15 protein-coding genes are annotated in these 21754 nt (G+C 37.9%); 14 read left to right on the forward strand and 1 reads right to left on the reverse strand.

Going from position 1 to position 21754, the window contains the following annotated elements:
• Positions 1-59: 59 nt before the first annotated feature.
• From ACXACQ_RS22945 to ACXACQ_RS23000, 12 genes are all read left to right on the forward strand, one after another.
• Positions 60-956 (forward strand): cell division protein FtsX, encoded by an 897-nt coding sequence (locus tag ACXACQ_RS22945; RefSeq protein ID WP_474978344.1) that lies wholly within the window; start codon positions 60-62, stop codon positions 954-956.
• A gap of 7 nt (positions 957-963) precedes the next feature.
• Positions 964-1179, forward strand: coding sequence for a DUF3098 domain-containing protein (locus tag ACXACQ_RS22950; RefSeq protein WP_474978345.1), 216 nt, complete (start codon positions 964-966; stop codon positions 1177-1179).
• The gene (locus ACXACQ_RS22955; protein ID WP_474978346.1) at positions 1176-1973 is read left to right on the forward strand and encodes an undecaprenyl-diphosphate phosphatase; all 798 of its coding nucleotides are present in this window, start codon (positions 1176-1178) and stop codon (positions 1971-1973) included. Before ACXACQ_RS22950 ends, ACXACQ_RS22955 begins: the two co-directional genes overlap by 4 nt.
• Positions 1973-2638, forward strand: coding sequence for a tRNA pseudouridine(55) synthase TruB (gene truB / locus ACXACQ_RS22960; RefSeq protein WP_474978347.1), 666 nt, complete (start codon positions 1973-1975; stop codon positions 2636-2638). The genes ACXACQ_RS22955 and truB overlap by 1 nt, the downstream gene beginning before the upstream one ends.
• Positions 2635-3573, forward strand: a complete 939-nt coding sequence (locus ACXACQ_RS22965; protein ID WP_474978348.1) for a bifunctional riboflavin kinase/FAD synthetase — start codon at positions 2635-2637, stop codon at positions 3571-3573. The genes truB and ACXACQ_RS22965 overlap by 4 nt, the downstream gene beginning before the upstream one ends.
• Before the next feature lie 4 nt (positions 3574-3577).
• Entirely contained in the window at positions 3578-5569 is a 1992-nt protein-coding gene (locus ACXACQ_RS22970; protein ID WP_474978349.1) for an acetoacetate--CoA ligase, read from the forward strand.
• Between the two features lie 190 nt (positions 5570-5759).
• On the forward strand, positions 5760-6101 hold the full coding sequence (gene gldC, locus ACXACQ_RS22975; protein WP_474978350.1) for a gliding motility protein GldC: 342 nt from the start codon (positions 5760-5762) through the stop codon (positions 6099-6101).
• A 140-nt stretch (positions 6102-6241) separates the two neighbouring features.
• Positions 6242-9067 carry a TonB-dependent receptor gene (locus tag ACXACQ_RS22980; protein WP_474978351.1) on the forward strand — a complete coding sequence of 942 codons (2826 nt, stop codon included), beginning with the start codon at positions 6242-6244 and terminating at the stop codon, positions 9065-9067.
• Positions 9068-9086: 19 nt separating this feature from the next.
• Positions 9087-10598, forward strand: a complete 1512-nt coding sequence (locus ACXACQ_RS22985; protein WP_474978352.1) for a hypothetical protein — start codon at positions 9087-9089, stop codon at positions 10596-10598.
• 345 nt (positions 10599-10943) lie between these two features.
• Positions 10944-11489, forward strand: coding sequence for an RNA polymerase sigma factor (locus ACXACQ_RS22990; RefSeq protein ID WP_474978501.1), 546 nt, complete (start codon positions 10944-10946; stop codon positions 11487-11489).
• Positions 11490-11562: 73 nt separating this feature from the next.
• Entirely contained in the window at positions 11563-12531 is a 969-nt protein-coding gene (locus ACXACQ_RS22995; protein ID WP_474978353.1) for a FecR family protein, read from the forward strand.
• 16 nt (positions 12532-12547) lie between these two features.
• Positions 12548-15754, forward strand: coding sequence for a TonB-dependent receptor (locus ACXACQ_RS23000; protein WP_474978354.1), 3207 nt, complete (start codon positions 12548-12550; stop codon positions 15752-15754).
• Between the two features lie 55 nt (positions 15755-15809).
• Here the strand turns inward: ACXACQ_RS23000 and ACXACQ_RS23005 are convergent, their stop codons facing one another.
• The gene (locus ACXACQ_RS23005; RefSeq protein WP_474978355.1) at positions 15810-16784 is read right to left on the reverse strand and encodes a Gfo/Idh/MocA family protein; all 975 of its coding nucleotides are present in this window, start codon (positions 16782-16784) and stop codon (positions 15810-15812) included.
• 141 nt (positions 16785-16925) lie between these two features.
• Between ACXACQ_RS23005 and dnaE the strand changes: the two genes are divergently transcribed.
• A complete protein-coding gene (gene dnaE / locus ACXACQ_RS23010) occupies positions 16926-21173 on the forward strand; it encodes a DNA polymerase III subunit alpha (RefSeq protein ID WP_474978356.1) in 4248 nt (1415 codons plus the stop codon).
• 122 nt (positions 21174-21295) lie between these two features.
• On the forward strand, positions 21296-21754 hold the full coding sequence (locus tag ACXACQ_RS23015; RefSeq protein WP_474978357.1) for a hypothetical protein: 459 nt from the start codon (positions 21296-21298) through the stop codon (positions 21752-21754).

Here is a 21754-nt window from a genome sequence, read left to right on the forward strand (position 1 = left end):
CCTTAGGTTTAATAGTTGAATAACAATTACTAAATTTGATTTAATTTTTAATTATTTCAGTGGAAAAAGAATATAAAAGCAGAAAAAAGAAAAAGCTTGGCAGCTACCCCTACACCAGTGTAGTTTTCAGCATTACACTCGCCTTGTTTGTAATAGGGCTATTTGGGTTGTTATTGCTTCATACAAATAGGCTAACTGAATTAATTAAGGAAAACATTGAAATCCAGGTATATCTTGACAAAGAAATAACCGCAAATCAAAGAATTCAGATCCAAAAAACTCTTTCCTCAAAAGACTTTGTAGCAGAGCAGGATGATGAAGTACAGATTAAATATATCTCAAAAGAAGATGCTGCTAAAGACTTCATTGAAGATACGGGCGAAGATTTTTCAGAATTCTTAGGTCAAAACCCACTGAGAGACACTTACGTAATAAGAGTTGCTTCTGAATATCAAACACTAGAGCAAATGAGCTTAGTGAAAAATGATATTGAGAGCATAAGTGGTGTATTTGAAGCAAAATATGAAGCAAATTTTGTTGACAGCATCAACAAGAATATGACAAAAATAAGCCTATTCTTATTGGGTTTTGCTGTTATTCTTTTGCTTGTAGTAGCTATACTTATCAATAACACAATTAAATTAGCATTATTTTCTCAACGTTTCTTAATAAGAAGCATGCAGTTAGTAGGAGCTAAATCATCATTTATACAAAAACCTTTTTTATTGAGAGCGTGCTTTCATGGCATAATTAGCGGCACTATGGCTTCTGCTATGCTTTACTTTTTAATGAACTTTTCTGTTAAGAAAATACCTGAAGTAGCACAACTTCAAGAACCAGAAAAGACAGCGATCTTATTTGCAGCTTTACTATTACTAGGAGCAATCATTGGCTTTATGAGTACCCTAAGAGCTATCAATAAATACCTCAAACTATCTTTAGACGAATTATATTAATTAGAACATGGAAAAAAATGATAAACTTCCTTTCGGAGGGAAGAATTATAAATTAATGCTTGCCGGCATTGCTGTATTGGTTATTGGATTCGTAATAATGACTTTAGATTCTGAGCCTTTTGGGTTTGGTTTTATAGGCTTAACCCTTGGTCCATTAGTAGTTATGATAGGCTTTATCATCGAGTTAGTTGCTATTCTTCACAACCCTAAAGAGAATCAATGAGTTTAATTGAAGCCATCATTTTAGGGATTATACAGGGGTTAACTGAATTTTTACCTGTAAGTAGTAGTGGGCATATTGAAATTGGCGCCTATTTATTAGGTGTAGAAAGCAGTGAAAACCTTCTATTCTCAATAATAGTGCATGCAGCAACGGCTTTAAGTACCATTGTAATTTTCAGAAAAGACATTTGGGAGATTATAAAAGGCCTACTTGAGTTTAAGTGGAATGAACCTACCCAGTTTGCCGCTAAAATTGCAATAAGTATGATTCCTGTAGGAATAGTAGGCGTGCTTTTTGAAAAAAAATTAGAAGCTCTTTTTGGCGGAAATATCGTATTTGTGGCATGTATGCTTTTAATTACGGGATTTTTACTAACAATAACTTATTACACTAAAGGAGGCACTAAAGGGGTTTCTTTTGGCAGAGCTATAATAATCGGAATTGCACAAGCGATTGCTATATTTCCTGGCATTTCACGTTCTGGTTCTACTATTGCCACAGCTTTATACATGGGAGTAGAAAAGACCAAAGCCACGCGCTTTTCATTCTTAATGGTATTACCCCCCATCTTAGGAGCTGCGCTATTAAAAACCTTGGACTTCATCAAAGCACCGGAAGCTGCTGCCAGTAGCATTTCAGGGTTAACTTTAGCCGCTGGTTTTATTGCTTCTTTTTTAGCGGGTTTGGTAGCTTGCCAGTGGATGATAGCCATTGTGCGTAAAGGAAAACTGATATATTTTGCGGCTTATTGTATTATTGTTTCATTAGTGGTACTCACTGCTGTTTATCTGTAATGACGGAAGAAGAAAAAAAAGAAGGAAGCGTACTTTTAATTGACAAACCATATCATTGGACATCCTTTGATGTTGTAAAAAAGCTTAGGTACGCACTCAAAATAAAAAAAATAGGTCATGCTGGCACTTTAGACCCCCTAGCCACTGGGCTCCTGATACTATGTACAGGAAAAATGACCAAACAAATTGAAAAATTTCAAGCTCAGGAAAAAGAGTACACTGGTAAATTTGTTATTGGAAAAACCACTCCATCTTATGACCTTGAAACGGAAGTAGATAGCGAAACACCAATCGATCATATTTCTGAAGAGGATATTAAAAAAACCACAGCAGATTTTTTAGGACTAATTACTCAGACCCCTCCTATATACAGTGCCGTAAAAGTTGATGGAAAAAGAGCATATGAAAGTGCCCGAAAAGGAGAAGAAATAAAACTTAAAGAAAGACAGGTTGAAATTTCAGAATTTGAAATTACCGACATCAACTTGCCTGAAGTATCTTTTAGAGTAGTGTGCTCTAAAGGAACTTATATAAGAAGTTTAGCAAGCGACTTTGGTAAAAAATTAGAAGTTGGAGCTTATCTATCAGAGCTAAGAAGAACACGTATTGGTGAATTTAAGGTTACCGATGCGAAAACTATAGAAGAAGCTGTAGCAGCCATATGAAAATTTATCACGGTATAGAGGACTTTAAAAAGTTAAAATATGCGGTTGTCACTAGTGGCACATTCGATGGTGTACATGTGGGACACCAGCAAATATTGAAGCGGGTAAAAGAGATTGCTCAAAATAATAATGGTGAATCCGTTCTGATTACTTTTTGGCCGCACCCCCGCTTGGTCCTTTATCCTGAACAAACAGAACTTAAATTACTCAATACCTTTGAGGAAAAAGCTGCCTTATTAAAACAGCAAGGCATAGACCATCTTTTGAGAATTCCATTTACCAAAGAATTCGCTAACCTTAGCTCTGATCAGTTTATAAGAAAAATATTGGTAGAGACCATTGGCACTAAAAAACTAGTGATAGGGTACGATCATCGCTTTGGAAAAAACAGAGAAGGAAGCTTTGAGTTTCTAAAAAACAATGCCAACCAATATGGGTTTGAGGTGGAGGAAATATCAAAACAAGAGGTGGATGAAATTGGGGTCAGCTCTACTAATATACGGCAAGCATTACTGAAAGGAGATATAAATGCAGCAACTGACCTACTGGGAAGACCTTACAGCATTACAGGAAGGGTTGTGAAAGGCGAAAAAATAGGTCGCATGCTAGGTTTCCCTACAGCAAATGTAGAGCTAGATTTCAGACATAAACTTATTCCTGCAGATGGAGCTTATGCTGTTAAAGTTTTACAAGAAGGAAAATATTTCTTCGGTATGCTTAATATTGGCTACCGCCCTACTGTTTCAGGAAAAAAGAAAACGATTGAAGTCAATATTTTTGATTTTAATGCTAATATTTATGGAGAGTCAATTGTTATTGACTTTATGGGCAGAATTAGAGAGGAAATCAAATTCTCTGATGTAGACGCTTTAAAAGCACAACTAAAAAAAGATAAAGAAACTGCCTTGAAAATATTAGAGCAATCAAAAATATGAAATTATGGCTGATGACATATCTCCTAACCTCCTGTGGACTCCTTCAAAAAAATTCGCTCAGGAATCTAATATAAGCCTGTTTTTAAACTGGCTAAAAACCAATAAGCAACTATCGTTCAATAATTACGAAGAGCTTCATAATTGGTCTACCTCAGAAATAATCACCTTCTGGCAAGCCATCTGGGAATATTTCCAAGTTTCAGAAGAGACTCCTCCCCCATCCAATATATTAGAGGGTAATCAAATGCCATTTTATAATTGGTTTCCTAACACTACCCTCAACTACGCTGAGCAAATCTTCAGAAAACACACCGATTTATACCCCGCGATAATATTCAAATCAGAACAAAGACCTATCACTGAAATAAGCTGGCAAGAACTATCTGACAAAGTATCGCAAGTACAGCAGCAATTTATAGCGTGGGGAGTAAAAAAGGGAGATAGTATCGTGGCCTACTTACCAAACTGCCCAGAGGCAACTATTACTTTTCTGGCGGCCAATAGTTTGGGAGCCATTTGGTCCAGTTGCTCTCCAGATTTTGGTATCAATGCCGTGATAGACCGGTTTGCTCAGATTGAGCCAAAAGTTTTAATAGCAGTTGATGGTTATTCATATGGAGGTAAAACTTATAACAAATCTGAAACGATACAAACCCTTCAAAAGGAAATAACAACAATAGAAAACACCTTATTCATCCCCTACCTTAGCCACAATGAAGAAGCAGTAACTTTAGATCATCAATTAGAAAATATCACTTACTGGAAAGACCTAGAGACATTTACTCCGCAAGCTCTCACTTTCACCCAAGTAGAATTTAGCCATCCTATTTGGGTATTATATAGCTCAGGCACTACAGGAAAACCTAAGGCCATAACACATAGTCAAGGCGGCATTTTACTTGAACATTATAAGTATATGGCGTTTCATCAAAATGTGCAACCTGGAGACAGATGCTTTTGGTACACTACCACCGGCTGGATGATGTGGAATTACATCCAGAGTGCATTATTATGTCAAGGTACTGTTATATTATATGATGGAAGTCCGGCTTATCCTGCAATAGATTCACTATGGCAATTAGCAGAAGAAATTAAAATCACTCATTTGGGCACCAGTGCTGGTTACATCATTGCCAACATGAAAGAAGGAACTTCTCCTGCCAATAAATATGATTTAAAACATTTGATCTCTATAGGCAGCACTGGCTCACCGTTGCCTCCAGAAGGCTTTGAATGGGTATACAATAATATCCATTCAAATATCTGGCTCACTTCTATGAGTGGCGGAACCGATATTTGCAGCGCCTTTGTTGGAGGCAATCCACTTCTTCCTGTTTATAGCAGCGAAATTCAATGCCGTGCATTAGGGTGTAAACTCGAAGCATATAATGAAAGTGGCCATGCTATAATTAACGAAGTAGGTGAAATGGTTATAAGCGCTCCAATGCCATCCATGCCCATTTATCTATGGGGCGACACACATAAGCAAAAATACCAAAACAGCTATTTTGAAGAGTTTCCTGGTGTATGGCGCCATGGCGACTGGATAAAAATCACACCAAAAGGTGGCATCATAATATATGGCAGATCTGACGCCACATTAAATCGTGGTGGAGTAAGAATAGGAACGAGTGAAGTATACCAAGCCATAGACAAAATTGACGAAATAACTGACAGCATAGTCGTGTGTATTGATCAACCAAATGGAGAACAGTTTATGCCTTTATTTGTGGTCACCAAAAATCAACACCCCTTATCCGAATCGCTAAGTAAAAAAATAAAGTCAACCATTAGAAGTGAGTACACTCCAAGGCATGTTCCTGATGCGATCATTCAAATCAAGGAAGTGCCATACACTATAAGTGGAAAGAAAACTGAGACCCCAGTAAAAAAAGTATTGATGGGTAAGCCAATTGACAGTTCACTGAACAAAGATGCGCTGAAAAATCCGGCAGCGATGGAATTCTTTATTGAATTTGCAAAAACACTAATGTAGAACCACGCTACTCTACGTAACATTAGTACGTAATGATCGTAAGAAAAATGAACTATTGTAAATAAAGCAAAGGCATGGAACAGACTACTAATAGTACTGATTCATTATAAATGCCTTATATTCACGGCTATTTTTAATAGTATCAAATAATAGCATACTTAACAACAGAAATCAATAACACTAGCAGCGCATGAAAAAATCGGAAATCAATTTCACGGTAGAGTTAGATGAGAATAACATTCCTGAAACTATTAAATGGGACGCCACAGACAAACCTGAAGATGGTGCAGGCAATGAGACAAAAAGCATAAGTGTATCATTATGGGACGATGCCCAAAAGAACACCATGCGTATAGACCTATGGACCAAAGATATGCCCGTAGACGAAATGAAACGATTTTATGTAGACTGCCTAGGCGGAATAGCACAGACTTTATTAACAAGCACAGGAGATGAATTTATGTCTACAGAGATAAATAACTTATGCGATAAGCTTGCGGAACACCTTAGAAGAGAAATAGAGGGTCAATAAAATCTCTGCAACCGTTTTCGAAAAAGTAATAATAAGCCTTACTTTTTAAAATAAAATATTGTACATTGGGTTAGGCTCGAAGTATCATTTTGAAGATCTGTGGCCATCTTTATCAAATGTATTGCTTAACCCAATGACACATGAAGAAACAAATAACCGTTCCTATTTTCCTCCTCTCCTTTTTTTTAGGGAATTTAGTCTTTGCACAATCCACAACACTTTCTGGTCAAGTGCTAGATGCCAGCACCAATGAACCTTTAGCCGGAGTAAACATAGTAGTAGTCGGAAAAGTAATAGGCACCATTTCGAATGCTGAAGGACAATTCAGCTTAGAGGTAAGCGAAGCACCTCCGTTCTCGATACTATTTAGTTTTGTAGGTTTTGACTCCAAAGAGATGGAAATCACCTCATCTACTAATACCATTTCAGTAGCGCTACAAGAGGCTGCGCTTCTGGGACAAGAGGTAGTGGTATCCGCCTCCAGAGTGGAAGAGAATATCCTTGAATCACCCGTATCCATTGAGAAAATGGACATCAGAGCGATTCAACAAAATCCCGCTCCTAGCTTTTACGATGCCATCGCCAACTTAAAAGGCATGGATGTAAGCACCCAGAGTATGACATTTAAGAGCATTAACCCAAGAGGTTTTGGCTCAAACGGAAACAATCGATTGGTTCAACTCATAGATGGTATAGACAACCAAGCACCAGGCTTGAACTTCCCCGTAGGTAATATAGTAGGTATTAGCGAACTAGATCTTGAAAGCATGGAAATCCTTCCTGGAGCAGCATCAGCCCTATACGGACCAAATGCCATTCAAGGTATTATACTCATGAATAGCAAAAGCCCCTTCGAATATCAAGGGCTTAGCGCTAGTGCAAAAGTGGGCATTAATCATATAGATGAAGAAGATGATGACCTTTCGGCATATCAAGACTATGCCATCCGTTACGCCAAGGCATTCAACAACAAAATAGCCTTTAAAATCACTGCCTCATACCTGAAAGCTGCAGATTTTAGAGGTGTAGACTACCGTGACCAATCTAATTTAGTGGAAACTAGCCCAAGTTATGATGCAACAAAACAGGGATACAGAGACAACAACAGAACATATGACGGGGTAAATGTATATGGCGAACCATTAGTGAACCTAGGAAGTGTGGCTGATGGAGTAATTGCTGGAGGCGGAGAGCAAGGAGCTACAATTGCCGCCATTAGACCTTTAATCCCTAACGGAGAGGAAGGCAACTTCACCCCATTAGGATACTCAGAAAGAGAATTTGTAGACAACACTACCTCTAGTTTAAAACTTGGAAGCGCCCTACACTACAGACTCAACGATGAACTTGAACTTATAGGTCAGTACAATATTGGCTTTGGTAGTACTGTATACACTGCCAATGACAGGTTCGTGCTCGATGACTTTTCTATTTGGACAGGTAAGCTAGAACTCCGAGGAAGCAACTTCTTTGCTAGAGCTTACACTACACAAGAAGATGCTGGCGACAGCTACGCAGCCAACACTTTAGCCTCGCTTATGAATGCCGCCACATATGTACCTTCATACTTTAGCAATTTTGCAGGCGCCCGTTCCCAAGGAGCTTCCGTAGAGCAGGCACATCAATATGCGTGGACTAACACACAAAGATTAGAGGTAGGAAGTGCAGAATACAATCAGGTTTTTGACAGTTTAAGAACTAAACCCATTTCTGAAGGAGGTGCTAAATTCTTAGATGAAACAAGTTTATACCATGCAGAAGCCATGTATAATTTTTCAGACAAAATTTCTTTCGCAGAGGTAATTGTCGGTGGTAATTTCAGAAGATATAATCTTAAGTCTGGAGGCACGTTATTCGCCTTGGAGAATATTGACACCGGAGATGAATTTACCATAGATGAATTTGGTAGCTATGTGGAATTAAAAAAATCAATACTTGATGAAAAACTGGACTTAACAGGCTCTATCAGGTATGATAAAAATGAAAATTTCAAAGGTCAGTTCTCACCACGATTATCAGCAGTTTATTCATTAGGTTCGAAAAAAGAACATCACATAAGAGCATCATTCCAAAGAGGCTTCAGAATACCTACTACACAAGATCAATTCATTAACCTTGATGTAGTCACCAGGCGATTAATAGGTAGCAACGAGGCCATTGTAGACCAGTTTAATTTAAAAACAAATGCCGTTTATAACTTGGAAGACATTCAAAAGGTAAGAAATGGGCAAATGAGCATTGATGAATTAACCGCATGGAATGATTTTGACTTTAAAACAGAAAAAGTAAGTACTTATGAAATTGGTTATAAGAGCTTAATTGGTAATAAATTATTAATTGATGCCTATTACTACTACAGTAGATATACCGACTTTATAACTGAAGTTGACTTAATTCAAACTGCCACTGGAAATACAAATACAGATGGCAGAACTCCTCTATATGCAGGCCCTGCTGCAAGTCCGCAAGAAATAGTAGATGGCACTGTAGAAACGGTAAGATACGGATTCGATATCAACTCAAGTGAAATTGTAAATGCTCAAGGCTTTGCTGTTGGCGTTGATTATTCTTTACCTAAAGGCTATCAAATAGGTGGTAACGTATCTTACAATGAGCTAATCAATGACAACGATCTAAAGAGCAATGGCTTTAATGCCTTCTTCAATACACCAGAATGGAGATACAATTTAAAGTTTGCTAACAGAAAAGTGACTAAAAATATGGGCTTCTCTATCAACTATAGATGGCAAGAAGCTTACTTCTGGGAGTCTTCATTTGGAGAAGGTGTAATACCCGCTTATGGCACAGTTGACGCACAAGTAAGCTATAAGTTAACAAATCTGAAATCTATGCTTAAGGTAGGAGGTTCTAACATTCTTAATGAACGATACACCACTTCTTTTGGTAACCCTCGCATTGGTGCTATTTTCTACGTAGGCCTCACATTCGATGAATTTTTCAATTAATCTTAGAATGAACTATACCATGAAAAAATATACTATATACATAAAATACTTCTCCTTAAGCACACTTTTACTCTGGAGCTGCGACAAAGAAGATAAATTAATAGAAGAAAGAATAGAAGAAAACAGCATATCAATTACCTATACGAGTGGCGAAGCTGATTTCTCCAATTTCGTTTCTATGGGAAACTCATTGGTGGCTGGCTTCATGGATGGAGCACTGTATACTGAAGGCCAAAGCAGTTCTTTTGCTAACATTATAGGCCAACAAATAGTTAAAGCAGAACTATCAACCTCTTTTAATCAGCCAGACATAGATGCTGTTAATGGTTTTAATACCACATTAAACAGTGACAATACTGCTACTTTTGGAAAGTTTATACTGAACACTGCAATACCAGGCCCTGAACCAACTACACCAGGAGATGAGATTACCGCTTATAGCGGAGACAAGTCTCAACTTAATAATTTTGGTGTACCCGGTTTAAATATGGCTACTGCTGATAATGCGGGCTTATATCAAAATCCATTTTATGCACGTTTTGCTACTGATCCAGGAACAAGTACCCTACTAAATGACGTCATTTCAGTAAAGCCTACGTTTTTCATTTTGTGGGTAGGCAGCAATGATGTTTTGAATTATGCTTTAGATGGAGGAACATCAGACGCTCCTTTAGATAAATTAGACGCACAAACATTCCAATCTCTTTACACTAACATTATAACCAAGCTAAGAAGCACTGGCGCACAGGGCATAATTATTAACTTACCCCCTATTTTGACATTGCCGTATCTTAATGCCGTAAGCTATAATCCCATTCCCATGACAGCAGAGTTGGCAACAAATGTCAACTCTAGCTATGCACAGTATAATGGAGGATTACTTCAAGCATACAACGCCCAACTTATTAGTGAAGAAGAGTACAATAAAAGAATTATCAACTTCAAAGAAGGCAATAACGGCTTTGTGGTAGAAGACCCAGAACTTACCACCGTGCCTAATTTACCTAAGCTTAGACAAACCAATGCTTCAGATAAAATCCTCCTTAGTGCAGGATCTTTGCTTGGCACATTGGCAGACCCTGAAAACCCGAATACAGTCTATGGGGTAGGTACAGCTATGAATGAAAGGTATGTATTGACATCAGCAGAGCAAGCAAATATAGTGACAGGAAGAGCCACCTACAGCGCTATTATCAATGGCATTGCTGCTGCAACACCAGGAGTAGAGATGTTCGACATACAACCATTATTGGCTAATGCAGCAGGCCTATCACAAACGCTGGCTACACAACTGGCACTTACTCCAGAAGCCATTAGTGCCAGTGATGGCATTAAAGGTTTTGATTATGAAGGAGTAGTATTACAACCCGATTTTTCACCAACTGGAATATTTTCTACTGACGGCATTCACCCTAACCCGAGAGGCCACGCCATCGTGGCCAATGAAGTGATTTCATTCATCAACGGAAAGTGGGGTTCCAACATTCCTAAAGTCAATACAACTATCTATAGAACAGTACTGTTCAAATAAATAAAAAGAGGTGCCTTGGCACCTCTTTTTATTTAAAACAATATTATATACTGCACTTTAACAAGATTTAAAAATAATATTCTACAAAATTATTATTTTTTACCCCCTACATCATTGCTTAAAATAAAGCATTTACATAAATTGGCTTTGCTTCTATCATGAATTAATGCTTATAACTGTTTTTTAGATCCATAAAGGTTCAAAAATTTACCTATAAGACTCGATTTTAGTAAAATTTTAGAATTTAAGGTTATTCAACTAACTATCAGTAATATATAGTTTTTACGAAATATCCTTTGGATCAAATTAACTTAAACCTAAACCTACATCGTTGTAGTGGCTCTAATGAAAACCGATAGTGAACCAAAACTAATTAAAAAGCTGACTAAAGGCAGTAAATCAGCTTTTAATCAAATATTTAACCTTTATCATAAAAGAGTATTTGGCCTTGCCAAATATATGGGGCTAAATATTGACGATGCTCAATGCATATTACAAGAAGTATTTATTGCCATCTGGGAAAATAAAGACCGAATAAGCCCCGATAAGCCATTTGAAGCTTACATACTTACCATATCAAAACGCACTATTTTAAAAAAACTTAGACGCCTAGCTTTAGAAGATAATTACAAAAAACAAGCACACCATTCATCCGCTTTTGTTTGTCAAAACACCGAAGACTACATCATCTTTAAAGACTTGATGCATCATGCTAACTCTCACATTGAAGACTTGCCTAGCAGCCAAAAGCAAGTTTTTATGCTAAGCAAAAATGAAGGGCTAAGCAACCGAGAAATTGCCAAAAAACTCAATATTTCTATCCGTACGGTTGAAAACCAACTCTACAGAGCTACCAAAGAAGTAAAGGAAGCTATAGTAGAAACAAAATAATTTTCACTCCCCAATGAGTAAATTAAATAAGCTATGGTAATAGCTTATATGTAAGCCTAATAATACCCAATAAGTGCACCACCAACTCATAAAAAAATACCTATCAGGCAACTGTAGCCCTGAGGAAGCTCAGATTGCCATTGAAATATTAAAAAGTGCTCAAGGGGAAGCCATGCTAAATAAAATCATGGATGACCAGTGGCCTTATGCTGAACAAGAAGTTAAAAACCATACAGATATATTAAATGACATAAATAAGACCTTAAGAAACAATCAACCTAATACCTTTTTTAATAAAACCTTTTGGAGGCTCACAGCCGTCATTCTACTATTAGCCTGCACCTCCATTTGGTTTTATTTACCCAAACCTAAACCCCAAAGCATTAAAAAAATTGAGCAATCAATGATTACAAAAAGTAATCATAAAGGAGAGAAGTCAGTAATTAAACTGAGCGATGGCTCTAAGGTATACTTAAACTCAGAAAGTAATATCACCTACCAGAAACCATTCTCGGATTCTGCTCGGCTGATTACTTTGACTGGAGAAGCATACTTTGAAGTAGCTAAAGACAGTAAGCCTTTTATAGTATTAGCACAAGGCTATAAAACTACTGCACTAGGTACTGAATTCAATATTGTAAGCAGAGGTAGCAATTACAAAATATCATTAGCAAAGGGTAGCATTAAAATAGCACCAGAGACAGAGGCAAGCAATGAGAATTATTATTTAGGAACGGGAGAAGCTCTTAAAATAAATACAGAAGACCAAACCATAAAAAAAGAAACCAATTCGAATAACAACGACTACCTATGGAAAGATGGCATATTATACTTCGAGAACCAATCGATGCAAGAAATAATACCCATACTGGAAAGATGGTACAATGTGAAAATTACATATGACTTAGCTATTGAGCACAAAAAGTTCACAGGAAGGTTCGACAATTTAAGCCTGGAACAGGTGCTCAAAAGCATGTCGTTTGCTCTAAACTTCAAATATTCAATCAAAGAAAAACAAGTAAAATTAATTTATACCAAGTAAACTAAATCATTAAAGTATGAAGAGACCTACAACCAAGACCTTGCGACTAACCCTCTGGTGCCTCGTGCTGTACTTCATGGCAGCACCTCCCACTTTTGGCGCAAGCGCTGCAGTTCAAAGTGTAAAAGAGGTTTATGTAAACCTTAACCTTGTTAACGCTACTGTTAAAGAAGCTTTTAGTCAATTAGAAGCTAAAACGGAATTCACTTTTCATTATAGTGAAGCCAATATGAGCACTGCCAGCAGGTTATCTAAAAAATATGACAATGCTTCTGTTGCAGTTATATTAACTGATATAGCAAGTAATGCTAATTTAAAATTCAAACAAGTAAATAACGTAATCAGTGTAAATAAATCTGCTTTAAAAGCAGCTGAAGAGGTTATAGAAGTTGAAATAGCTCAAAAAAGCGTAACCATTAGTGTTACTGATGATAATGGAGCTGCTTTACCGGGAGTTAACGTTATGATAAAAGGTACTAGCACTGGTGGTACTACTGACTTATCAGGTAAGCTAGTTTTAGATGTAGCTGAAGGTGCTACTTTAGTCTTCAGTTATGTTGGATACAAAACTCAAGAAGTAGCTGTTGCCGGACAATCAACCATTTCAGTAGCTATGGCCCCTGATGTGGCTCAGCTAGAAAACATTGTAGTAGTCGGATCTAGAAATGCAGGAAGATCATCTACTGACACTCCACTTCCTATAGACATGCTTGCTGCTGATGATTTAGTTGCAACAGGTCAGCCTACATTTGACAAGGCATTGCAGTACAGAGTTCCTTCTTTTAACACAGTACAGACTCCTGTAAATGATGCTACCTCTTTACTAGATCCTTACGAAATCAGAAATATGGGACCTAGCCGTACATTAATCCTTATCAACGGAAAGAGAAAAAACTTAAGTTCATTACTTTATACTCAAACATCTCCTGGTAGAGGTGAAACAGGTGCAGATATCTCTGCTATACCTACAGCCGCTATTAAGAGAGTTGAAATTTTGAGAGATGGTGCCTCTGCACAATATGGTTCTGATGCCATTGCAGGTGTAATGAACATCATTCTTAAAGATGATGCTGAAGTAGGGTCTGTTACTTTAAGAACAGGAATTACTTCTGAAGGTGATGGTGAAAACATCGGCCTCGCCCTTAACAATGGAAGTAAATTAGGTGAAGATGGCTTCATCAATTACACTATTGACCTTTCTAAGAAAAACTTAGCCAACAGACCGGGTACTGTAGATGCTGAAGGAGATTTCAATGACTTCGCACGCGTTGATCTAGAAACAGCTCAAAAGAACGACCCAAGTGTTACAGCTGCACAAGTTGACGCTTATAATGCCAGCGAGAGACAAAAAGTTGAAGATTTCTTAAACGCATACCCTGACGCAGGCAACATCAATGGTTCACCTGAAACTACTGCTGCCAAATTCTTAGTAAACGGAGGAAAAGACTTAACAGAGCAAACAAGCATTTATTTTAATGGTGCCTATGTTTACAAAAAGGTAAACAGCTTTGCAAACTACAGAACTCCCTATTGGAAGCCTTTAGACGCTCCTGCTTGGTCAGGAAAAAGCACATTCCCATATCTACAAAACTTTTACCCTAACGGTGCCAATGGCGAATATGTTGGATACAGACCTACTTTTGATGGAGACTTAAATGACTACAACGGTACTTTAGGCTTCAAAACGAAGAAAAATGGTTGGATTGCAGACGCAAGCTTAACTGTAGGTGGCAACAAGCAAACATACATGGTAAGTAATTCTCATAATGGAAACAATGTATATTCAGCTCCAATTTTCACAGGAAATGACATTAATGGAGACAATGTTGTAGACATGAATGACATTATTCCAGGAGTTGAGTTATACAGAGAAAACAGCCAAATATCATTCGATCCAGGAGGCACAAAATTCTCACACGTAGTAGGTAACATCGATATTTCTAGACCTTTAACAGATAAAATCGGACTTGCTTTCGGTTCTGAGTTCAGATCTGAAACTTTCGAAGTAATAGAAGGTGAATTAGCTTCTTACGATGGTGGTGGTTCTGATTCTTTTGCAGGAAACACTCCTCAAAACTCTGGTAAATTTAACCGTTACAACTTCGGTGGTTATGTTGATTTAGCTTACGACATCACTCCTGACTTCTTAGTTAATGGTACTGCTCGTGTAGAAAACTACAGCGACTTTGGAAATGCTTTCGTTTGGAAAGTTAGCTCTAGATATAAAATCTTGGGTGACAATCTTACGGTAAGAGGTTCTGCCTCTACTGGTTTCAGAGCCCCTACATTGCACCAAATCTATACTCAAAAAGCTCAATATAGCTTTGTAGCTGGTGAAGGAATACAAGTTGGTGGTTTAGTAAACAACGTTTCTAAAGAAGCTAGAGCACTAGGCGTAAACCAATTAGATGCTGAAACATCTAACAACTACACTATTGGTCTTACTGCAGAGCCTATCAAAAACCTTAACTTAACTGTTGACTATTACAACATCCAAGTTAAAGATAGAATTGTATTAAGTAACGAAATTGTTCCTACAGGTGATCCAAACAACCCATTAGATCAAGTATTAGCTCAGAATGGTTTAACTAATGTTAGCTTCTTCACTAATGCTATTGACACCAAAACTTCTGGTCTTGATGTGGTAGTAAGCTACAGAAACATCCCATTAGGTTCAGGATACTTAGGCATCAACCTTTCTGGTAACTATACCATAGAAAATGATTTAGATGGAGATATTAAAAACCCTGCTTTGGTTGAAAATGCTGGACAAAAAGTAATTGACAGAACTCAAGAAGCTCTTTTCTTTACTTCAAGACCTAAGACAAAATGGATATTAGGAGCTGATTACGAAATAGGTAAATTTGATTTCTCAATCAACAATACTTACTTCGGAAAAACCACTTTCTACCAATCTGGTCTTAGCGAGCACTTAAAAACTGAATTTGAAGGTAAAATTGTTAGTGACTTCAGCGTAAACTACAAAGCTACTGACAGATTGAACATCACTGCTAACGTAAACAACTTCTTAAATGTACTTCCTGAATGGAAGTTTGTATCTCTAGATGCAGAAGGAGATGCTATCTTGGCAGATCCTGCGCAAAGAAAAACTCAGTTTAATTTGATCACATTCAACGGTCGTTATTCTCAAATGACTTATGATGGATCTCACTTTAGCCAGTTAGGTACTACTTTTAACCTAACTCTCAACTATAGATTTTAATTAAAGTTTTCCCATACTTGATTGTTTAAAGGGAGGTGAATACACCTCCCTTTTTTTATTCCATAGGGTATCTTAGCTTAATCTTAGCCCTCACCCGATCCATCACATGCATTATTTCCACACTTTGCTCCTTACTCATAATAGCACTCTCCATCCACTGCCCCGCTATGCACCTATTCACTTCATTGATTTCATATACAAACCCCTCTGCTTCTCTTCCATCTTTAATACAAACATCTTCCTCTCCTTCTCTCTTCAATATAACTTCGCGCGCTTCCCAGAACATTGGAATCTCAATACTCCCTTCTGATCCATACACATAAGCTGTATGGTTAAATTCATTCAAAACCGAGCACGACAAATCAGCAAATACTCCATTTTCAAATTCCAAATTAATGAAGGTACTTGCATCCGCCCCTGAAGGTGCAAATTGCGCAGAAGCCATTATATTTTTGACTGGCGACTCTACCATAAAAAGAGATAAAGCTATCGGATAAATCCCTACATCCAACAAAGCTCCTCCTCCCATATTTAAATCGAATAACCTATGCCCAGCATCATACTCACTTTTAAAACCGAAATCTGCTTTTACTAATTGAACCTCACCTATCTCACCATCATCAATCCATTTTTTTGCTTGATGAATAGGAGGAAGAAAATAGGTCCACATAGCCTCCATCAAAAATTTATTATTGAATTTACCTGCATCAAACATATCGCGCACCATGGCAGTATTAATAGAAAGAGGCTTTTCACACATAACGTGCTTTCCACCCTCCATACATGCCCGCACATTTTGCAAATGCAAATGATGCGGAGTCCCCACATACACCACATCTACTTCCGGATCAGCAATTAAATCTTCATAACTACCATAAGCTGCAGGGATAGAAAAAACTGAAGCTACTTCCTTGGCTTTCATCATAGACCGAGATGCCACCGCAACAACTTTCCCTCCCTCTGAAAATTTAAAGTCACGAAGGAATCTCTTTACAATATTTCCTGTTCCTAGTATACCCCATTTTACCATGCTGTAAATTTTATTTATTATCTATCAAGTATATAAGTATGAACAAAGTTGAGCAAAGTATTCCCTGATTTTTATTTGTTTTGATTTACTTTTGTAATCCTAACTTCATTTTTAAACCACAATAACTCTACTGCCCTATCTATGTATATAATTTTTGATACAGAAACCACTGGATTACCGCATAGTTATTCCGCTCCGATTACGGATTCAGAAAACTGGCCAAGACTAGTTCAGCTAGCCTGGCAACTCCATGATGCAAAAGGTAAACTAGTATCTAATCATAATTATATAGTTAAGCCTGAAGGATTTACTATACCATATAACTCAGAAAAGATACACGGTATATCTACCAAAAGAGCTCTGGAAGAAGGAATGGACCTAAAGGAGGTCTTAGCGATTTTCACAAAAGATCTGGACCAAGCAGATATTGTAGTTGGTCATAATATTGAGTTTGATAACAATATTGTAGGAGCTGAATACGCTCGTACCGAGCAGCTGCCAAAAGGTGAAGAGTTACAAGGAAAAGACAAGATAGACACCTCTGATGTATCAAAAGAGTTTTGTCAGCTACAAGGAGGTATAGGAGGCCGATATAAGTCTCCTAAACTAATAGAACTACACGAAAAGTTATTTGGTGTTGGTTTTGATGCGGCACACGATGCTGCATATGACGTAGATGCTACTGCTAAATGTTTCTTTGGTCTAATCAAAGAAAATGTAGTTCCTACATTGAATGACATCCCGTTAGAAGAAGTTATATACGAGCCCCCAAAACTAGATGAGGCCAACTTCGCAAAAACGGATAAGAAAAAAGTCATCACCTATGGAGGTGACAAAGCTGCCGCCCAAAAGATAGACAAGCCTTTTGTGCACATGCATGTTCATACACAATTTTCAGTTTTACAGGCAGTACCTGACATAAAAGGGCTAATAAGCAAAGCAAAAGAGCATAATATGCCTGCTGTTGCCCTTACCGATTTAGGTAATATGTTCGGTGCATTTAAATTCGTTCGCGAAGCATTGGCCAATGATATCAAACCTATAATTGGGTGTGAATTTTACGTAGCTGAAGAGCGTTTAAAGCTCAAGTTCACTAAAGATAGTCCTGATAAAAGATTCAATCAGGTCTTAATTGCAAAAAACAAAAAAGGATACCACAACCTGGCCAAATTAAGTTCCTTAGCTTATATGGAAGGGCTTTATGGTATTTATCCTCGTATAGATAAAGCATTAATCAAAGAATACTCTGGAGATGTAATTGCCATAACAGGAGGCCTGAACTGTGAAATACCCTCATTAATACTTAACGTAGGTGAACACCAAGCCGAAGAAGCATTTCAATGGTACTTAGAAATATTTAAGGATGATTTTTATGTAGAACTCCTCAGACACGGAGAGCGCGCTGGACAAGGCTTAGAAGAAGAAAACCGCGTAAATGAAGTACTAATAGATTTTGCCCGCAAATACAAGGTAAAAGTAATAGCAGCTAATGATGTTTACTACATCAATCAGAAAGACTCTGAAGCACATGACGTATTACTTTGTGTAAAAGAGGGTGAGATGAAATCTACTCCTATTGGAAGAGGTAGAGGATATAGATTTGGCTTCCCTAATGACCAATATTACTTCAAGTCGCAAGAAGAGATGAAAATCATCTTCAGTGATATACCTGAAGCCATTGAAAACCTCACCGAACTTATAGATAAGGTAGAGGCCTTTAAATTAGACCGAGATGTATTGCTTCCCGCCTTCGACATTCCAGAGCAATTTAAACACCCTGACGATGAAAAAGATGGAGGAAAAAGAGGAGAAAATGCATTTTTAAGACACCTTACTTATGAAGGTGCAAATAAAAGATATGAAGAAATAACGGATGAAATTCGAGAAAGACTAGACTTCGAACTTCAGACCATTGAGAATACAGGGTATCCTGGTTATTTCCTAATTGTACAAGATTTTACGAGTAAGGCCAGAGAAATAGGTGTATCCGTTGGCCCGGGCCGTGGTTCGGCAGCCGGATCAGCTGTAGCATATTGCATTGGTATTACCAATGTAGATCCTATTGCTTACGATTTACTTTTTGAGAGATTTCTTAATCCTGACAGGGTATCACTTCCCGATATTGATATTGACTTTGATGATGAAGGCCGTGAAAGGGTAATTCAGTATGTAATAGATAAATATGGCCGAAACCAGGTAGCACAAATTATCACCTATGGTACCATGGCTGCAAAATCTTCTATTAGAGATGCTGCTCGAGTTATGGAGTTATCACTAGCAGAAGCCAATGATCTGGCAAAGCTGATACCTGAGAAGCCTGGTACATCTCTCGACAAAGCGTTTAAAGAAGTAAAAGAGCTTGAGGAAATTAGAAACGGTAAAGATTTAAAAGCTAAAGTATTAAATCAGGCTAAAATCCTGGAAGGCTCGGTAAGAAGTACCGGTACACACGCTTGTGGTGTTATTATCACGCCCGATGATCTTACCAAATTCATTCCTGTTTCTACAGCAAAGGACTCTCCTATGCTTATCACACAGTTTGACAACAGTGTAGTAGAAAATGCAGGCATGCTGAAAATGGACTTCTTGGGACTAAAAACCCTAACCATTATTAAGTCAGCTATTGCTAATGTAAAAAAACGGCACGGTGTAGAAATAGACATAGATACCATTTCCCTTGAAGATGAAAAAACATACCAACTTTACCAAAGAGGAGAAACCAACGGTACATTCCAGTTTGAGTCTCCAGGTATGCAGAAACACCTTAGAGCGTTAAAGCCCGATAAGTTTGAAGATTTAATTGCCATGAACGCCTTGTATAGACCAGGGCCGATGGAATACATACCTAACTTTATTGCGAGAAAGCACGGAGATGAGGAAATTACTTATGATATAGAAGACATGTCTGAGTACCTTGCAGAGACCTACGGAATTACAGTTTACCAGGAGCAGGTAATGCTTCTAAGCCAAACGCTTGCTGGTTTTTCTAAGGGTGACGCGGACGTTTTGCGTAAGGCAATGGGTAAGAAAATCTTTGCCTTACTAGAAAAGTTAAAGCCAAAATTTGTAGAAGGAGGTAAAGAACGTGGTCATGACCCTAAGGTATTAGAAAAGGTTTGGAAAGACTGGGAAGCATTTGCAGCCTACGCCTTCAACAAATCACACTCTACGTGTTACTCATTAGTTGCTTATCAGACAGCTTACCTTAAAGCGCACTACCCAGCTGAATATATGGCTGCGGTACTTACCCACAACCAAAGTAACATTGAAAAAGTAACCTTCTTTATGGAGGAGTGTCGCAGTTTAGGCATTAAGGTACTTGGCCCTCATGTTAACGAATCAGCAGTAAACTTCGCAGTAAATGATGAAGGTGAAATTCGTTTCGGACTTGGAGCGATAAAAGGAAGTGGTGAAGCTGCAGTAGAATCCATCATACAAGAAAGGGAAGCCAACGGACCATTTAAAGATGTCTTTGAATTTGCAGAGAGAGTTAACTTAAGAACTGTAAATAAGAAGACGTTTGAATGCTTGGCCATGTCAGGCGCCTTCGACTGCTTCAGTGAATTTCACAGAAGACAATACTTACAAGCCCCTGAAAATGAACAAACCTTAATAGAAAAGGTAATTAAATATGCCAACAAAATGCAGCAAGAGGCCGAGAGCTCTCAAGCTAGCTTATTTGGCGGAGATTCTGGCGTGGCCACACCAAAACCAAAGATCCCTAACATGGAACCCTTTGGTGAAATTGAGAAGTTAAACATCGAACGTGAGGTTGTTGGTCTCTATATTTCCGGCCACCCTCTGGATGATTTTTCGTTTGAAATTGAGAATTTCTGTAATGCAGAACTTAATCAACTGAATGATCTACAGCCACTACAAAACAAAGAAGTAAGAGTAGCTGGTATAGTTTCATCATTTGCTCACAGAACCACTAAAGGAGGAAAACCTTTTGGCACCCTCACCATGGAAGATTACAACGGCAACTTTACCTTCTTCCTATTTGGCGATGACTACATCAGGTTTAAGGAGTACTTAATGGCTGGGTGGTTTCTTTACATCCAAGGCAATGTGATGGAACGCAAGTGGGGAAACAAAGAACTTGAACTTAAAATAAGAAGTATGGAACTTCTTAATGATTTAAGGGACAAGAAAACAAAAGGTGTATTAATCAACCTGAACATGCGACTGGTCAATGCAGCTATGATTGATGAAATAGAAACTATTTGCTCAGAGAATCAAGGAGAATGCGCCTTCCACATCAACTTGGTTGATGACGAAGAAAACATAGCAGTAGAGTTGATGTCTAGAAAATACAAAATCAACCCAAGTAATGCCATGATTAAGCAAATTAATCAATTACCTGACGTGAAGTGCAAAGTGTTACTTTAAAAGCATATATTAAAGTATTGGAAAATAATTAGAGGGTTTCCCTATATCTTTCCAATACTTTAACACTCTCTGATGCCGAACGCTACTTCAAGCTCACAGAGAACCAAATATGCTTTTATAACATGAAGAAGAAATATGAACCTTTAGTATCTTCGCTAGACGCTATTATTAACGCTTTGTATGACACCATCTCAGGTGATGCCAATACCCCTATAGACTGGGAGTTATTTCAATTTCTTTTTCACCCAGAAGCGAAACTTATTCCTGCTGGCCGAAACCACGAAGGCAATATCAGCTGCAAATACTTAACTCCTTCAGAATACATTACATCATCAGGCAAATGGCTAGAAGAGCACAGTTTTCACGAAAAAGAAGTGCATAGGATATCTGAAAAATTTGGCAGTGTCACGCATGTTTTCAGCACTTATGAGTCAAGAGAAAACCCTGCCGATGAACAGCCAAGCATGCGAGGAATCAATAGTATTCAGCTACTGAATGATGAAAGGCGCTGGTGGATCATCAACATCTACTGGACTAACGAAACGGACTTCACTCCGCTACCATACAAGTATTTGAAGTAA

Source organism: Fulvivirga sp. AWR4_260 (assembly GCF_056158185.1).

What these genes read in the sequence shown, in the direction of transcription:
- ACXACQ_RS22980 (WP_474978351.1), top strand. Translation starts at nt 6,242, where the DNA reads ATGAAGAAACAAATAACCGTTCCTATTTTCCTCCTCTCCTTTTTTTTA.
- ACXACQ_RS23015 (WP_474978357.1), top strand. Translation starts at nt 21,296, where the DNA reads ATGAAGAAGAAATATGAACCTTTAGTATCTTCGCTAGACGCTATTATT.
- truB (WP_474978347.1), top strand. Translation starts at nt 1,973, where the DNA reads ATGACGGAAGAAGAAAAAAAAGAAGGAAGCGTACTTTTAATTGACAAA.
- dnaE (WP_474978356.1), top strand. Translation starts at nt 16,926, where the DNA reads ATGTATATAATTTTTGATACAGAAACCACTGGATTACCGCATAGTTAT.
- ACXACQ_RS22950 (WP_474978345.1), top strand. Translation starts at nt 964, where the DNA reads ATGGAAAAAAATGATAAACTTCCTTTCGGAGGGAAGAATTATAAATTA.
- ACXACQ_RS22985 (WP_474978352.1), top strand. Translation starts at nt 9,087, where the DNA reads ATGAAAAAATATACTATATACATAAAATACTTCTCCTTAAGCACACTT.
- ACXACQ_RS22970 (WP_474978349.1), top strand. Translation starts at nt 3,578, where the DNA reads ATGGCTGATGACATATCTCCTAACCTCCTGTGGACTCCTTCAAAAAAA.
- ACXACQ_RS23000 (WP_474978354.1), top strand. Translation starts at nt 12,548, where the DNA reads ATGAAGAGACCTACAACCAAGACCTTGCGACTAACCCTCTGGTGCCTC.
- ACXACQ_RS22955 (WP_474978346.1), top strand. Translation starts at nt 1,176, where the DNA reads ATGAGTTTAATTGAAGCCATCATTTTAGGGATTATACAGGGGTTAACT.
- ACXACQ_RS22990 (WP_474978501.1), top strand. Translation starts at nt 10,944, where the DNA reads ATGAAAACCGATAGTGAACCAAAACTAATTAAAAAGCTGACTAAAGGC.
- ACXACQ_RS22965 (WP_474978348.1), top strand. Translation starts at nt 2,635, where the DNA reads ATGAAAATTTATCACGGTATAGAGGACTTTAAAAAGTTAAAATATGCG.
- ACXACQ_RS23005 (WP_474978355.1), bottom strand. Translation starts at nt 16,784, where the DNA reads ATGGTAAAATGGGGTATACTAGGAACAGGAAATATTGTAAAGAGATTC.
- gldC (WP_474978350.1), top strand. Translation starts at nt 5,760, where the DNA reads ATGAAAAAATCGGAAATCAATTTCACGGTAGAGTTAGATGAGAATAAC.